The organism is Spirosoma arboris (genome assembly GCF_009754945.1).
Lineage (GTDB): Bacteria > Bacteroidota > Bacteroidia > Cytophagales > Spirosomataceae > Spirosoma > Spirosoma arboris.
Window position 1 is genome coordinate 691,195 of the sequence record NZ_WPIN01000002.1, and the last position, 16,021, is coordinate 707,215.

At 46.1% G+C, this 16,021-nt stretch carries 15 protein-coding genes; 10 read left to right on the forward strand and 5 right to left on the reverse strand.

Translation table 11 applies throughout. From position 1 onward, the window contains the following. Positions 1 to 31 precede the first annotated feature (31 nt). From GO755_RS06805 to GO755_RS06830, 6 genes are all read left to right on the forward strand, one after another. The gene (locus GO755_RS06805; protein ID WP_157583966.1) at positions 32 to 1,117 is read left to right on the forward strand and encodes a 2Fe-2S iron-sulfur cluster-binding protein; all 1,086 of its coding nucleotides are present in this window, start codon (positions 32 to 34) and stop codon (positions 1,115 to 1,117) included. 90 nt (positions 1,118 to 1,207) lie between these two features. After that, positions 1,208 to 2,362 carry an NADH-quinone oxidoreductase subunit NuoH gene (gene nuoH / locus GO755_RS06810; protein ID WP_157583967.1) on the forward strand — a complete coding sequence of 385 codons (1,155 nt, stop codon included), beginning with the start codon at positions 1,208 to 1,210 and terminating at the stop codon, positions 2,360 to 2,362. A 54-nt stretch (positions 2,363 to 2,416) separates the two neighbouring features. Further along, the gene (locus tag GO755_RS06815; protein ID WP_157583968.1) at positions 2,417 to 2,983 is read left to right on the forward strand and encodes a NuoI/complex I 23 kDa subunit family protein; all 567 of its coding nucleotides are present in this window, start codon (positions 2,417 to 2,419) and stop codon (positions 2,981 to 2,983) included. A 114-nt stretch (positions 2,984 to 3,097) separates the two neighbouring features. Further along, positions 3,098 to 3,652 (forward strand): NADH-quinone oxidoreductase subunit J family protein, encoded by a 555-nt coding sequence (locus tag GO755_RS06820; RefSeq protein WP_157583969.1) that lies wholly within the window; start codon positions 3,098 to 3,100, stop codon positions 3,650 to 3,652. Between the two features lie 145 nt (positions 3,653 to 3,797). Further along, on the forward strand, positions 3,798 to 4,667 hold the full coding sequence (locus GO755_RS06825) for an alpha/beta hydrolase family esterase (RefSeq protein WP_157583970.1): 870 nt from the start codon (positions 3,798 to 3,800) through the stop codon (positions 4,665 to 4,667). A 127-nt stretch (positions 4,668 to 4,794) separates the two neighbouring features. Further along, complete coding sequence (locus tag GO755_RS06830) at positions 4,795 to 5,973, forward strand: acetyl-CoA C-acyltransferase (RefSeq protein ID WP_157583971.1); 1,179 nt, start codon at positions 4,795 to 4,797, stop codon at positions 5,971 to 5,973. Positions 5,974 to 6,176: 203 nt separating this feature from the next. On the opposite strand, the gene GO755_RS06835 is transcribed toward GO755_RS06830, so the two are convergent. The 5 genes from GO755_RS06835 to GO755_RS06855 all read right to left on the reverse strand — a co-directional run bounded on the left by GO755_RS06835 (position 6,177) and on the right by GO755_RS06855 (position 9,642). Further along, positions 6,177 to 6,524: a hypothetical protein gene (locus GO755_RS06835; protein WP_157583972.1), complete on the reverse strand. Its 348-nt coding sequence runs from the start codon at positions 6,522 to 6,524 to the stop codon at positions 6,177 to 6,179. A gap of 69 nt (positions 6,525 to 6,593) precedes the next feature. Next, positions 6,594 to 7,358 (reverse strand): SDR family NAD(P)-dependent oxidoreductase, encoded by a 765-nt coding sequence (locus tag GO755_RS06840; protein WP_157583973.1) that lies wholly within the window; start codon positions 7,356 to 7,358, stop codon positions 6,594 to 6,596. Between the two features lie 93 nt (positions 7,359 to 7,451). Further along, entirely contained in the window at positions 7,452 to 8,243 is a 792-nt protein-coding gene (locus tag GO755_RS06845) for an SDR family oxidoreductase (protein WP_157583974.1), read from the reverse strand. A 97-nt stretch (positions 8,244 to 8,340) separates the two neighbouring features. Further along, positions 8,341 to 9,270, reverse strand: a complete 930-nt coding sequence (locus tag GO755_RS06850; protein ID WP_157583975.1) for a helix-turn-helix domain-containing protein — start codon at positions 9,268 to 9,270, stop codon at positions 8,341 to 8,343. 42 nt (positions 9,271 to 9,312) lie between these two features. After that, complete coding sequence (locus tag GO755_RS06855; protein WP_157583976.1) at positions 9,313 to 9,642, reverse strand: ArsR/SmtB family transcription factor; 330 nt, start codon at positions 9,640 to 9,642, stop codon at positions 9,313 to 9,315. 202 nt (positions 9,643 to 9,844) lie between these two features. On the opposite strand from GO755_RS06855, the gene GO755_RS06860 reads away from it, so the two are divergent. The 4 genes from GO755_RS06860 (at position 9,845) to GO755_RS06875 (ending at position 15,963) form a co-directional block, all read left to right on the forward strand. Continuing rightward, positions 9,845 to 10,930 carry an efflux RND transporter periplasmic adaptor subunit gene (locus GO755_RS06860; protein ID WP_157583977.1) on the forward strand — a complete coding sequence of 362 codons (1,086 nt, stop codon included), beginning with the start codon at positions 9,845 to 9,847 and terminating at the stop codon, positions 10,928 to 10,930. 41 nt (positions 10,931 to 10,971) lie between these two features. Further along, entirely contained in the window at positions 10,972 to 14,058 is a 3,087-nt protein-coding gene (locus GO755_RS06865; RefSeq protein WP_157583978.1) for an efflux RND transporter permease subunit, read from the forward strand. Between the two features lie 137 nt (positions 14,059 to 14,195). Next, on the forward strand, positions 14,196 to 15,542 hold the full coding sequence (locus GO755_RS06870; RefSeq protein ID WP_157583979.1) for a TolC family protein: 1,347 nt from the start codon (positions 14,196 to 14,198) through the stop codon (positions 15,540 to 15,542). Positions 15,543 to 15,558: 16 nt separating this feature from the next. Continuing rightward, entirely contained in the window at positions 15,559 to 15,963 is a 405-nt protein-coding gene (locus tag GO755_RS06875) for a VOC family protein (RefSeq protein WP_157583980.1), read from the forward strand. Positions 15,964 to 16,021: the final 58 nt, after the last annotated feature.

The following is a 16,021-nucleotide window of genomic DNA, read 5'->3' on the forward strand; positions in this document are numbered from 1 at the left end:
GAGTTGCGGCTTTCCAGCCGCGTTACGATATATGGAAGACGTAAAGCCGCAATTACTAAAAGTCACAATTGACGGAATAGAAGTTGAAGTTGAGCCTGGTACGACCATTTTACAGGCTGCCCGTAAAATTGGTCCAGCGGTAGCTCCTCCGGCCATGTGTTACTACCAGCCCTTGAAAGGTAGTGGCGGTAAATGCCGGGCCTGTTTGGTTCGAGTAGCTGCTGGTTCGGCTAAAGATCCACGTCCGATGCCTAAACTGGTGGCTTCCTGTCTGACTGCTGTACAAGACGGTATGGTGGTCGAAAATGAAACCAGCCCGCAAGTGATTGATGCCCGCAATGGTGTCGTTGAGTTTCTATTGTTGAATCACCCACTCGATTGCCCTGTTTGTGATCAGGCTGGTGAGTGCGATCTTCAGAATTTTGCGTTCGATCACGGTAAATCGACAACTCGTTACGAAGAGGATCGCCGGACGTTCGAGAAAAAAGACGTTGGTCCGTATATCCAGTTACACATGACGCGCTGCATACTCTGCTATCGTTGCGTGTACACTGCCGACCAAATCACGAACAAACGGGTTCATGGCGTATTAGGTCGTGGCGATGCTTCTGAAATTGGCACTTACATTGAGAAGGCTATCGATAATGACTTCTCAGGTAACGTCATTGACGTATGTCCAGTTGGTGCTTTAACAGACAAAACGTATCGGTTCAAAAACCGGGTTTGGTTCTCGAAACCCGTCGATGCACACCGCGATTGCCCAACCTGTTCGGGTAAGGTTACGCTTTGGTACCGAGGAGAAGACGTAATTCGGGTAACCGCTCGCAAAAATGAGTGGGGCGAAGTAGTAGAGTTTATCTGCAACACCTGCCGGTTCGATACGAAGAAAACCAGCGATTGGACTATCGAAGGGCCAACGAAAATTTCTAGAAGTTCAGTAATTTCGGCTAATAAGTACCGGGCCGACACAATCAAACCAAGTTTCGGCCAACGCTTAGCCGCTGCCGAATACAAGGCCATTCACGATGAACGGGATACGTCGCAGCTGGATATTAAGCAATTAGCTCCAGAGCGTTTCGCGAAGGTATTACCATCGGCAATGGAGCCAGAACCTTGAGGAGTTTTATTAATGTGGTATCGGTTTTTTTTACCCGATACGTCACTCATTAAAATGTGTCGGGTTCCTAAACCTGACACCACGCTAAAAATGGACTTAACCGTATTACTCGTTAAAGGATTAATTATCCTTATCATTTTTGCGATAACGCTGGGTATTGCCGCCTACTCTACGTATGGAGAGCGGAAGGTAGCCGCTTTTTTGCAGGATCGAATTGGCCCAAACCGAGCCGGTCCCTGGGGCTTGTTACAGCCCCTTGCCGACGGCGGCAAAATGTTCTTCAAAGAGGATTTTATCCCCGCTCAGGCCAGTAAATGGCTATTTATTCTGGGCCCATGTTTAGCTATGCTTACGGCTCTGATGTCGAGCGCAGTGATTCCTTTTGGTGATACGATCAAATTTGGTACGTATTCCATTCCGGTACAAGCTATTGAAATCAACATCGGAGTACTCTATATTTTCGGTGTTGTTTCGTTAGGTGTGTATGGCATTATGGTAGGTGGCTGGGCCTCCAACAACAAGTTCTCTCTGCTAGGAGCCATTCGGGCAGCCTCGCAGAACATCAGCTACGAAATTGCGCTGGGCCTATCGCTCATTGCCATCTTGATGATGAGTGGCTCCCTGTCGCTTTCGAAGATTATTAATGAACAAGCTACGTTCTTTGAGTGGAATATTTTTACGCAACCTTTAGGCTTCGTCATTTTCCTGACCTGCGCTTTTGCGGAGTGTAACCGTACTCCTTTCGATTTGCCAGAGTGCGAAACAGAGCTCGTTGGTGGTTACCACACCGAATATAGCTCGATGAAACTAGGCTTCTATTTATTCGCCGAATACATCAATATGTTTGTTTCGTCGGCGTTTATCTCGGCTCTGTATTTCGGCGGCTTTCATTATCCATTCATGAATGAGATTGGTCAGGCGCTCGAAAAGTCTTTGGGAGCTATAACTGGCCATAATGTAGCAACAGCCATTGGTGTGGCCGTTTACTTTGGCAAGATTTTGTTTTTCATTTTCTTTTTTATGTGGGTTCGCTGGACAGTTCCACGTTTCCGGTATGACCAGCTGATGAATCTGGGTTGGAAAACATTTATCCCGTTAGCTATTCTGAATGTTGTGATAACGGGTGCTGGTTTGCTCTATAATTTCAAATATGCAACCTGGCTGATTGCCATCGTAATGATTGTATTGGCTGTTTCATCAATGTCTCGCGCCCCCAAGCGGGAAATTGTACCACAAAGAGGTTAATCGGTTTATAGCTTGTAGTCCGAAGTTGATTATAACTACAAACGCCTTACTATTATGCAATTAACAAACCGCTCCAAGCAGGTTAGCAATAAGGAAATGACACTGGCAGAGAAGATGTATCTGCCTGCTGTTATTGGTGGTCTGGCCATCACGATTCGTCACTTTTTTCGTAAAAAGCCAACCATTCAGTACCCAGAGGTCAAGAAATATCTTGGGCCGATTTATCGGGGACATCATATTCTGAAACGCGATGAGCAGGGTCGAGAACGGTGCACAGCTTGCGGATTGTGCGCAGTTGCCTGCCCAGCCGAAGCCATTTCGATGGTAGCAGCCGAACGCAAAAAAGGCGAAGAAAGCTTGTATCGGGAAGAGAAATACGCGGCTGTATACGAGATCAATATGCTACGTTGTATCTTCTGCGGTCTGTGTGAAGAAGCTTGTCCCAAACAGGCTGTTTATCTTCGCCACGATCGGATGGTGCCGGTTTTCCAGGAGCGCGATGAGGTAATCTATGGCAAAGATCGGCTGGTTGAAAAAATGGACGATCGGTATATTCGGGTAAACAACTCTGAGGTAAAAGCTACGCCAACCGAACCAAGCCTGACACGAGCTGCTACCTAGTAAAACTGTCATTCATTGTCAGGAGCAGCAAAAATAGCCAAGTATTGCCAATAATGGGTACTTGCTGGATTTGGACAGCTTCTGACCACACTTGACAATTTCTGACCACTGATTATGACTGAGACACTTAACTTTTTTAAAACACTGACGCCTACCGGCTATCTATTCCTTCTTCTAACGGCACTTACCTTGTTTAGTGCGATTGGAGTAGTAACAGCGCGAAATCCAATTTATAGCGTTCTGGCCCTCATTGCTACGTTCTTTTGCCTATCTGGACATTATATTTTGCTGAATGCTCAGTTTTTGGCCGCAGTGAATATCATCGTGTATGCAGGAGCCATTATGGTTTTATTCCTGTTCACGATCATGTTCCTGAATCTTCGGAAAGAAGATGAGGAGTCAAAGACAAATCTGACAAAAATGGCTTCCGTAGTTGTCGGCGGTTTGTTGATGGTGATGCTCATTACCATTTTCAGGGCCAAAAGTGCTCAGGTACCTGTGGTCAATACCGCTTCGTTCAACAGTAAAACAGGTTTGGTTGAGAATCTAGGGCAACTGCTCTATAGCAGCTATATTCTACCCTTCGAATTAGCGTCTATTTTATTCATAATCGCGATGGTTGGAGCAGTTATGCTTGGGAAGCGGGAAGCGGGTGACCGCCATTTCTGACCATTGATTTAGTTGATTTTTTTGACTGACTTTGATTATTGGCCGCTCTTTATGAGCGGCCATTTTCGTTTATGGAGTATGAATATGCTTTGAGTACTTTATGTCACAAGGAGATAAATTTGCTTACACTTTTCCTATCTATTTTATGATACGATCCTTACTCTTTTTCTGGGTTCTTGGCCTCGGCACAGTATCAGCCCAAAAGCCATTATTAACTGATTCTATTTTAATAGAAGGTCATTATCGGGTCTTTCATTTTATAAAACCAGCCAAAGCATATTCGTCGTTAATTTTCATTCTGCATGGTTCGGGAGGAAATGGCGAAGGAGCCCGAAAAGGAGCCGATAAACTGGAAGAAAAAGCGGATACTGAGAATTTGCTGCTGGTTTACCCGGATGGTTATAAACGATACTGGAATGAATGCCGTAAAACGGCAAGCACAATAGCTAACAAGGAAGACATTAATGAAAATGCATTTTTTGGTCAAATGATCAGCTATTTCGCTGCAAAATACCAGATCAATACGAAGCAGGTTTTCGCCGTCGGCACTTCAGGAGGAGGTCATATGGCCTACAAACTTGCGCTAACTATGCCCGAAAAGTTTAGAGCGATAACAGCTCTGATTGCCAATCTCCCTGATACAAACAACCTGGATTGCCCCGAAAAAAGAATCGCGATTCCCGTGATGATTGTAAATGGTACAGCCGATCAAACGAATCCTTATGAAGGTGGAGAAGTAATAACTGGGAGTATTAGTATGGGGCTTGTTCGTTCTACTGAGCGTACGTTTCATTATTGGGCAGACTTGGCAGGGTACAAAAAACAACCTCTCAAAGAGCTATTACCCGATACAGATCCGAATGATCTCAAAACAATTGAGCGCTATACATATAAAGAAAAAGGCAAGCCAGAAGTTACGTTATTGAAAGTAATTGGCGGTAAACACGACTATCCGAACGACATTAATGTGTATCTCGAAGCCTGGGCCTTTTTCAGAAGACAGTTAACTCCTTAACGCCTTCTTGGAGTTTATTAAGAAAAATAGTATGCTTGCATAATAATTTATTAGCTCTGGCAATTAATCAGACAGAAAATCGGTTATCCTAGAAATTTCCTGCTTAACCAGTAAATACATTGCTTTTATGGACGCATACATTGTAGCCGGTTACCGTACTGCAGTGGGAAAAGCCCCACGCGGAGGTCTCCGTTTCACCCGCCCCGACGATATGGCGGCTGAAGTAATCAAGCATTTATTAAGTCAGGTACCTAACCTCGATCCAGCGCGTGTTGAAGACCTTATTGTAGGAAACGCCGTGCCCGAGGCCGAACAGGGCATGCAAATTGCCCGTTATATTGCCCTTCTTTCATTGCCCAATAGTGTACCTGGTATGACCATAAATCGGTATTGTGGTTCGGGGTTGGAAGCCATTGCTATTGCTTCGGCTAAAATCCACGCGGGTCTGGCTGATTGTATTATTGCCGGTGGTACAGAATCCATGTCGCTAGTACCCGTAATGGGATGGAAAACAGCACTGAACTACGAAATCGCCAAAGCTCATCCTGACTATTATATTGGTATGGGTTTAACGGCAGAACAAGTTGCCCAACAATTCAAGATTAGCCGCGATGCACAGGACGAATTCGCGCTCGAATCGCATCAAAAAGCGTTGCTTGCTCAGAAAGAAGGGAAATTCACCGACGAAATCGTACCGATCAAGGTAAGCGAAACCTATTTCGATGCAGAAAGCAATAAGAAGAAAACGCGCGAATGGACCGTATCGCAAGATGAAGGCCCACGGAAAGACACCAGTGCTGAAGGCCTGGCGAAATTGAAGCCTGTGTTTGCAGCTGGCGGTTCGGTAACGGCTGGTAACTCATCCCAAACCTCAGATGGAGCTGCCTTTGTGGTTGTTATGTCGGAGCGGTTAGCCAATGAGTTGAATTTGCAGCCTGTCGCTCGGATGGTCTCTTATGCTACGGCGGGTGTCGAGCCTAAAATTATGGGTATCGGCCCAGTGGCAGCCATTCCTATCGCGCTCAAGAAATCAGGTCTAAAACAGGACGACATTGATCTAATCGAATTAAACGAAGCTTTTGCCGCCCAGTCACTAGCCGTTATACAAGAATTGGGCCTCGACCGAAGTAAAATCAATCCAAACGGCGGTGCTATTGCCTTGGGTCATGCGCTTGGCTCGACTGGTGCTCGCTTATCGGTGCAGTTGCTGAACGAAATGCGTCGTCGCGATCAGAAATACGGAATGGTATCTGCCTGTGTTGGCGGTGGCCAGGGCGTAGCCGGGATTTTTGAGCGGCTGAATTGATTTGCGGCTCTGAATCTGTAGTTGGTACAGTTTCAAAGTAGGTAACCCTAGATTATCGTTAGTTTTAAGACTTTACGATAATCTAGGGTTACTTTTTGTCATTCCGACGCAAGGAGGAATCTCAAATTTCCTCATTAGTCAAGCTTGAGATTCCTCCTTGCGTCGGAATGACAAAAAATCAACAGAAAACACTTAAATAGCCTCTACTTCTTAAGTGGATGTCCCAAATAGATCATTATTAAAGGCATCAACAAAAAAGGTATTTCGATTAAGGCTGCTTTCATATTATGTGCTTTAACCTGGAAAGCCAGAATAAGCAATATCACCGCTGCATTAATAAGATTAGCACTAAAGAACGTTTGTGGAAATAAAACCAACAGCCCAACGGCCAGCGTAAGAATACTGATCAGCAGCATAACTGGCTTCCCAAAACCTAATTCCGTAAACAGTTTCGCTTCTTCGGGCTTCACATTATTCGTTATGCCAGCCCATCCGTGTTTAATACTAAAGAAGACGGTAATTAAAATGAGTATTCCACTTATGATCTTCATGGCGGGTTGGTTTAGTTAAAAAACAGGGAGGACTGAAACAATACAATCCTGCTAATAAATTCTTTTGCCTTACAGATGCATGCCGCCTGACACCTCAATACGTTGTGCGTTGATCCATTTCGCATCGTCGGTACATAAAAAAGCAACTACACCGCCTATATCATCTGGACGCCCGACCCGACCTAAAGCCGTTATTCCGGCAATGTGCTGGTTTACCTGTGGATTATCCCGCACTACACCACCACTAAAGTCTGTGGCGATCGCACCTGGTGCTACAATATTGACTGCAATACCACGTGAACCAAGTTCACTGGCCATATACATGGTTAATGTCTCAATTGCTCCTTTCATAGATGCATAAACGGCGCGGCCGGGTGACGTAAAGCGGGCCAGACCTGTAGAGATATTAATGATTCGGCCACCATCATGAATAAGTGGTAGTGCTTTTTGGGATAAAAAGAAGACGCCTTTAAAATGAATATTCATTAGTAGATCAAACTGCTCTTCGGTCGTTTCGGCAAACGAAGCACTAAGACCAATACCTGCATTGTTGATCAAAAAATCAAAATGATCGGTGGCAAACGTGTCTTTCAGGGCTGCGGCTAATTGACCGAAAAATGCGTCAAAACTTTTTGTGTCGCCGGTATTGAGTTGTAAAGCTGCGGCTTTTTGACCTGTCTTTTCAATTTCAGTGACTACTGCCAGGGCTTCGTCCTGTTTACTGTTATAGGTTAGAATTACGTCGATACCTTTTTGGGCAAGGCGAAGAGCCATGTCTTTACCCAGGCCACGGCTTCCGCCAGTGACCAAAGCGATTTTACTGTTGGTTGTCATTGTTCAATTTGTTGGTTAATTACTACGCTTAATTTTTAATCACAGAGGCACAGAGCTTTAATAGCATGCTCTATGGACAATAAAATTTGTTTATTAAAGCACCGCTAGTTGGAATGATTGAGCCAGTGACTTCTCAGCTACTTTACTCATCTGATTGAAAAGAAAGTTTGGCGCTATTCGGCTTAGGTATTTCAGGACGACAGCAATGCCTGGCAGGATTTCCAGCTTGTCTTTCATCATTCCTTTTATGGCGACGGCAATCAGCTTGTCAGGCTCCATCATCATTCCACTGTCTACGTCGCCCTCGAACTTATCGTTTAACGGTGTTTTGGCGCCCGGCGCAACTAGTTCAAATACCCTTATATTGGTCTTCTTCAACTGCACGCGCAACGCTTGCGTATAAGCCCGAAGACCCGATTTTGTAGCCCCGTAGATTGGCGATAATGGAAAGGGAACGAAGGCAATTCCGGATGTTACATTCAAAATGGCTGCCGATTTTTTGGCCATCAAATGCGGCAGAAACTGCTGCACCATACGAACTGGCCCCGACAAGTTGATGGCAATTTCCCGATTGACATTTTCCGGGTCAAGCATAGGATCGAGCAAGTTGAGCTTGCGCATTTCGCCCGCATTGTTAATCAGGATATTGAGGTCGGGAAATTGCCGGGTCACCTTCTCAAACAGTTGGGCAATAGCCTCTGGATTGCTCACATCACTTTGAAACGTGTGAACGTTGGGTAATTTTTTCTTGGTCTGGTCAAGCCTGGTCTGATCACGTCCTGTTATAAGAACTGTGTTTCCAAGATTAAGTAGCTGGCTGGCAAATTCGTAACCAAAGCCACTAGTGCCACCTGTTATTAGAATTGTGTTGTTGCTCAGTTCCATCTTCTGCTGATGTTTTGATGGAACAAAGGTAGATTAGACGTCAGGGTGACTGTTTGCGAACATCAATCCAATAGTTGCAAAATTCAAATCAAAGGGTTTATGCACGAAAGGCTACAGGAGAAAGGGAAGTCTGTTTACGGAAGAAGTTAGAGAAATGAGCCACTTCTTCAAAACCCAGGCTGTAAGCGATTTCAGAAATATTCCAGTTGGTTTGTTTTAATAGGATTTTAGCTTCCTGAACAATCCGGCTGCTGATAATATCGGTGGTGGTTTTACCCGTATTTTCCTTTAAAACCTTATTGAGGTGATTGACGTGAATGGCTAGTCGTTCCGCGTAATCTTTAGCCGTCCGTAAACTGAGTTTCTGATGGGGCGATTCTATCGGAAACTGTCGCTCTAACAACTCAACAAATAGCGAGGAAACGCGGGCTGATGCTGTATGAGTAGGATACAAAGACGTAGCAGGCTGCAATTTTTGTCCGTAATGAATCAGTTCAAGAACGTAATTGCGAATTAGGTCATACTTATAGGCATAGTCCGACGCTAACTCCTTGTACATTTTCTTGAATATGAATCGTATATCGTCAGACTCTTCATCCGAAAGCTGGAAGATAGGGTAACCGCCGGGCTGGAAAATAGGCAGCTCATCCAGAACTACACCGCTTTTAGACTGGATTAAAAACTCATCGGTGAAGACGCAGAAATAGCCTGATTGATCCATATCCTGCGGCAAATAATGATAGGGGACTTTAGGGGTTGCAAACAGGAGCGCATTTTTCTCAATATCAATGACCTTGTCGGCATATTCGGCCCTATTGCGGCCACTAATGAAGCTTATTTTATAATAAGCCCTCCGGTTATAGGGCATGAATGGCTTGTCCCGGTATCTGGCCATAAGATCGGCCATGCTAAATATATTGAAGTGGCCGATTTCCTTATTTATTCCCTCTGGTAAAAGAGAGTTTACGACTCCCCCTTCGACAGGAGCGATTTCTTTATAGAACTCATCAAGTGAGATAATGTCCATAGCCTTATTTGTAAAATTCAAATGTAGGCAATTTTAAGAATCCTACACCTCCTCCACAGAACTCGTGCTACTTGCGGCTTTCAGAACCGAATCCAATACTCCAGGAAACTTCGTTTCTAACTCATGCGACCGAAGTGAGGTCAAACTCTGCGTGCCTTCTGTTCGGATTTGAATAATACCAGCCTCGCGCAATACCCGTAAGTGATGCGACATGGTCGATTTGGCAACCGGTGTAGGAATGGCTCCGCACGGTTGTTCGCATGTAAGCTGTGCCAAACATTGGACAAAATTTAATCGAACCGGATCACTCAGCGCATGGAGTACACAGGTTAAACTAATTTGGTCAACGGTAGGGTGCTGGTACTGTTTCATAAGCCATTTTCTTCCAATTCTCTATCTACTGTAGGAAAACGAAGTAGCTACAGTAATTGCCACTACAACGATCAGACAGCCGAAAATAATTCACTGTTTTTTCAGATGAAGGAAACCATCTGGAGTACACCCTTGTTCGACATCCATAAAACAATAAAGTTCGATAATCATAGAACATTAAAACAATACAACCTCGTTCATTATGAAAACGCTAAGCAATCGAACAAAATCGCTCATCGTAGGTCTTGTAGCCTTCACGGTAGCCCTTTTTTTCATCACGCCAAAAATTTTCTCCAACAAACCAGAGTCGTCAACTAGCAAATCCTCATCACTACCCGCTTCTGACAACAAAGTTGCATCTGACGTTTTCGTCGTAAAACGGGAAACAATTACCGACGAGCTTCAAACCACAGGTACTATTGCAGCTAATCAGGAAGTGGATTTAGTCAGTGAAGTAGCGCGAAAATTGATTCGGGCCTATGTCCGCGAAGGCAGTTACGTTAATCAGGGAACGCTATTATTCAAATTAGATGACGCGGATCTGCTCGCCAAAAAGCAAAAGATAGTCCTCCAGGAAAAACTCGCCAAGTTGGACGAAAAGCGGTTCCGCGAATTACTTGCCACCGAAGCTGTCAATCAGCAGGAATACGACAAGATTTTAACGAATCTGAACGTATTACAGGCCGAGTTAGCCATGATCGATGTTGATCTGGCCAAAACTGAAATCCGCGCACCCTTCTCAGGTCGGCTGGGTTTGAAGCGTGTCGATGTTGGCGCTTACGTAACGCCAGCCACTGTTTTGAGCTCGTTTGACGATTTAAGTCGGGTAGAAATTAACTTCACGATTCCCGAGAAATACGCTTCTGAGGTTCGGGCTGGACAGGCCATTCGCTTTACGACCGAAAATAGCAGTCAACAATTCGTAGGCAAGGTCACAGCGACCGAACCTAAGCTGGAGGCCAACACGCGGAGTTTATTGGTGAAAGCCGTTAGCGACAACAAAAACGGCAAACTTGTTCCGGGTTCATCGGCCAAAATCGCCTTTGCTTTACACATCGCTCAGGATGGAATTCTGATTCCTACGGAAGCGTTGATTCCTACCGCCAAAGGGTACTCGCTATTCAGACTCAACCACGGTAAAGCAGAACATAGAGACGTAAAAACCGGCAGTCGCACCAAAGGCACAGTTCAGATTCTGAGTGGCTTATCCATCGGCGATACCGTATTAACTACCAATCTACTTCGGCTCGACACGGGTGTTCCTGTTACTATTTCTTCTGTCAATTAGGCGTTTAGCGCATTCATTATTGACCCAAAATTTACCTAATCATGAGTTTATCGGGAATTAGTATTCAACGGCCAGTATTGGCCGGAGTACTCTCTGTGCTGATTATTTTATTTGGTTTCGTTGGACTTACCTATCTGGGAATTCGGGAATATCCCGTCACTGATTCGCCCATCGTTACCGTTACAACAACCTATCCGGGAGCCAGTCCAGACGTTATTGCCTACCAGATTACCAAACCATTGGAAGAAGCTATTGGCGAGGCAAACGGCATCCGGACAATATCGTCGGTATCGCGTGAAGCGGCCAGCGTGGTTACCATTGAGTTTAACCTCGATGCTGATCTGGAAGCCGCAGCCAACGACGTTCGCGACAAAGTAACGAAAGCCCGGCGGTTGCTTCCCGGCGATGTTGATCCACCCATTGTGGAGAAAGCGAACAGTGGCGACATCGTGATTTTCATGGCCGTAGAAAGCAAAACGCGCAGCATTCTGGAAGTCAGCAATATTGCTTCTACCGTCATCAAAGAGCGGATGCAGACCATTCCCGGCGTAAAACGGGTGGGTATTGCCGGAGAGAAAAAGTACGCCATGCGGCTTCGAATCGACCCGGCAAAACTGGCAGCGTATCAATTAACACCGTCAGACATTGAGCAGGCATTACGAAAAGAAAATGTGGATTTACCGTCTGGCCGAATTGAAGGTGACCGAAACGAACTGACGGTGCGCACGTTGGGCAGGCTGACTAAAGAGGACGATTTCAACAACATGATCGTCAAGCAGGAAGGCAGCAGTATTATTCGTTTCAAAGACATTGGTTATGCCGAATTAGGTGCCGAAAACGAGCGAACCGCCATCCTGAACAGCCTGAAAGGAAATTCTCCAACGATCGGTGTCTTTGTTGAACCACAACGGGGAGCCAATGCCGTAGCCATTGCCGATGAATTTTACCGTCGGCTGAAAGAATTACGAAAAGAAATTCCAGCTGATTATCAATTAACTATCGGAAAGGATTTCACAGAACCAATTCGTGACTCGATCTCCGAAGTAGAAGAAACACTATTCGTCGCCTTCGGTCTGGTTATCCTGATTCTATTCCTCTTCCTGCGTGACTGGCTTTCGACCATTATTCCGGTCGTGGCCATTCCGGTTTCCATCGTATCGGCCTTCTTCATTATGTACGTAGCGGGCTACTCCATCAATATTCTAACCCTGTTAGCCCTGGTATTGGCCATTGGATTAGTTGTCGATGATGCCATTGTCGTTCTGGAAAACATCTATGCGAAAGTTGAGGAAGGCATGTCGCCCTTGCAGGCTGCATTTAAAGGGTCATCGGAAATCTATTTTGCCGTTATCTCAACGACCATTACGCTAGCCGCCGTTTTCCTTCCGATTTTATTTCTACCGGGGATTACCGGCAAGCTCTTTCAGGAATTTGCCGTGGTTGTAGCAGGGTCGGTAATTGTGTCGGCCTTTGTGGCTCTGACACTTTCGCCCATGATGAGCGCCTATTTGCTCAAACGGCACAGTAAACCCAACTGGCTCTATCGCACAACAGAGCCGTATTTCGTGGCCTTGAACCGAGGGTACGAAAAATCGCTGGGCTGGTTCCTGCGCTTTCGCTGGGTCGCCTTCCCAACGTTGATCGTTACGTTCGGTTTGATTTATCTTATCGGCAAGCAACTACCTTCTGAACTGGCTCCGCTGGAAGATCGCTCACAAATCAGTCTGGCCGTCGTTGCGCCAGAAGGGTCGTCGTACGAATACACGGAAAAGTACATGAACGAGATTGCCAAATTCTCGGTCGATTCTACACAAGGATTATTCCAGACGTATTCCATTCTGGCGCTCACCTTTGGCCCACCGGCGCCGGTTAACATAGCTATCCAAAACACTTTCCTCAAAAAAGCGGACGAGCGGAAAACCACACAGGCCGATGTCTTCGCCACCTATTCGCGGAATGCCCAGAATTTCAGAGGGGTAATGGTATTTCCAGTTCAACCGCCAACCATTGGTAGTCGATTTGGGCAGTCCCAGCCCGTTCAGTTTGTGTTACAGGGCACTAATCTGGCTGCCATCACAGACGTATTGCCGAAGTTCATGGACGAGGCCCGCAAAAGTCCGATTCTACGCTTCGCAGACTCGGACCTGAAGGTTAACAAACCCGAACTAGTGCTTCAGATTAATCGGGATAAAGCCGCCGAATTAGGCATATCCGTTTCCGAAATCGCTCGGGGTTTGCAACTGGCGCTCAGTGGGCAGCGGTACGGCTATTTTATTTTCAACGACCGTCAATATGAAGTCATTGGTCAGCTTCAGCGCCAGGATCGCGACACACCTTACGACCTCAAGTCCATGTATGTGCGCACCCGAACAGGCGATGTGGTTTCGCTGGACAATCTGGTTTCGTTTAGGGAAAGTATTAGTCCGGCAGCAATTTACCGCTACGATCAGGCTATCTCGGCAACTGTTTCAGCAGGGCTGGTGCCGGGAAAAACCATCGGCGACGGCGTTGCTGAAATGAACCGAATTGCTCAGAAAGTTTTGCCGCCCACGATTAAAACGTCACTTGCGGGCGAATCACGCGACTTTGCCGAAAGCTCATCGAGCCTGCTCTATGCGTTTGTGTTTGCCCTGATTCTGATTTATTTGATTCTGGCTGCCCAATTTGAAAGTCTGGTCGATCCATTTATCATCCTGCTCACCGTACCAATGGCGATGACAGGCGCTCTACTCAGCTTGTGGATTTTCGATCAGACGCTCAACATCTTCAGCCAGATTGGCATCATTACGCTAATTGGCCTGATTACCAAAAATGGTATCCTGATTGTCGAATTCGCGAATCAGAGCAAGGAAGAAGGAATGAATACATTGGAAGCCGCCAAAATAGCCGCAGCCTCCCGTTTCCGGCCCATTCTGATGACGAGTTTGGCAATGATCTTCGGAACAATCCCAATTGCGCTTACCGAAAATAGCCGCAATTCGCTCGGAACTGTAATCGTTGGTGGCCTCCTGTTCGCGGGTTTGCTAACGCTTTACATCATCCCGGCGGTGTATTCTTATTTCTCCAGAACGCCCAAACACAAGCAGGAAGAGGTGGAGTTGGCCATTGAACACGTAGAATTGAGTTAGGTGCTGGTGTGACCCCGACGGGGTCAGATGTTTATAGCGTAATGGCTTTCTCTATAAACATTTGACCCCCGTCGGGGTCATACAGAAACCATCGCTAACACCCACTACACCAACATCTTTTTACAACAACATTAATCATGAAACACACGAATTATATCGTCGTCCTGTTTTTAGCTTTTGCGCATCTGGCTCTCGGTCAGGTGACACTGGCCCAGGTTCGGCAATTAACAATGGACGATGCAGTCAAGCTAGCGCTTGACAAAAATCGGGACTTAAAGGTCGCTACACTGGAGACATCAAAATCTACTCAGAAAGTAGTGGAAGCGAGAGGCTACGCCTTACCGACTGTAGCTGCTTCGGCGCAATACTTATATTACTTCAATAAACAGGTCTCCTTCCTACCCGGCAGTTTTGTTGGCCTTGGCGACGATCAAGTGGCAACCTTTCGGGTCGGCGGATCAAATGCCTTGTTGGGTGGTGTTGCTGTATCGCAGCCGCTTTTCCAAACCAGTGTTCGATCGGGAATCAAAGTAGCGCAGATCGACGAATCGGCCACGACCGAAGCGTTGACGACTGTGCGGGCCAACGTCGTTACGGATGTGAAGAAGGCTTATCTGGACGTATTGATTACGCAGGAGCAACTTCGATTACAGCAACAGAGCATTGCCCGCAACGAGCAGGCACTAAAAGATTCGCGATCCTTATTGGCTCAAGGAAGAGCTTCACGCGTCGATACACTACGTGCCTTCGTTACGGTTGAAAACCTGCGCCCAACGCTGATCCAATTGACGAACCGGATTGGTATTACCAAAACGATTTTGAAGCAGACGATGGGTCTGGATGAACAAGAAGCCATTGAACTTCAGGATTCTCTTCTCTACAACGAAGCTCTATTCATTTCTCCCGGAACAGACGTTTTTCTGGATGCTGTTCAGGCAAGACCCGAAGTACGTCGATTGGAATTACTGGAAAAGCTGAATCAGGAGCAAATTGTCCAACAGATCGCCGAGAAGCAGCCGAAGCTATCGGCGATTGGTCTGGCGCAAGCTCAGTCGCAGGCTAATAATTTTCAGTTTGGCGATTACAAATGGCCAGTGAGTTCATACGTAGGCCTACAAGTGAATGTCCCAATTTTTACGGGTTTCCGGACAAATTCTCGTATTCAACAGGCACAGATTACCCGTCAGCAAAGCAACACGCAACTGGCTAACCTTAAAGAGATTGTACGGGCTCAAGTAAAGATTGGGCTCGCTAATGTAGAAGAAGCACGGCTTCGGATTCAAACCCAGCAACAAACCATTTCGGTCGCCGAATTAGGCTACCGTATCACCCGCGACCGCTGGAAACAGGGCATTGCCTCCCGGTTAGATATGTCGGATGCAGAACTTTCCCTAACGCAAGCCAAATCGAATTATCTACAAGCAGTTTATGACTACCTCACCGCAACGGTTAATCTGGACAAGGTGTTGGGAAAGATTAAATAACACGCTAAAACATATCATGGAAAAAGCCATAAAAGAGTTGAGACTTATTCTCACTGTCGAAAATCTGGACGAATTGATCAGTTTCTACCGAGATACAGTCGGCCTGGCAACATCGAAAGAATGGCATGAAGAAGCGGGAAACGGTATTATTCTGGATGCGGGTCGGGCATCTCTCGAATTGATCGATGCTAAACATGCCGCACGGATCGACCAGATTGAAGTAGGCAGTCGGGTTTCAGGGCCTGTTCGGTTGGCGTTGCGGGTTAGTGAGCCTATTGCCACCGCAACCGAGAAACTAATCGACGGTGGAGCGACTTCGGTTGCCCTTCCTACAACCGCTCCTTGGAGTGAGGTATCCAGAATTCAGGCACCAGATGGTATGCAAATTACGTTATTTGCGACATCTACACTTACCGATTAGTAGGTTAGAGCGCTCAGGAGAAAAATATTATTAGTATGCTTGCATACTAATTTTGAAA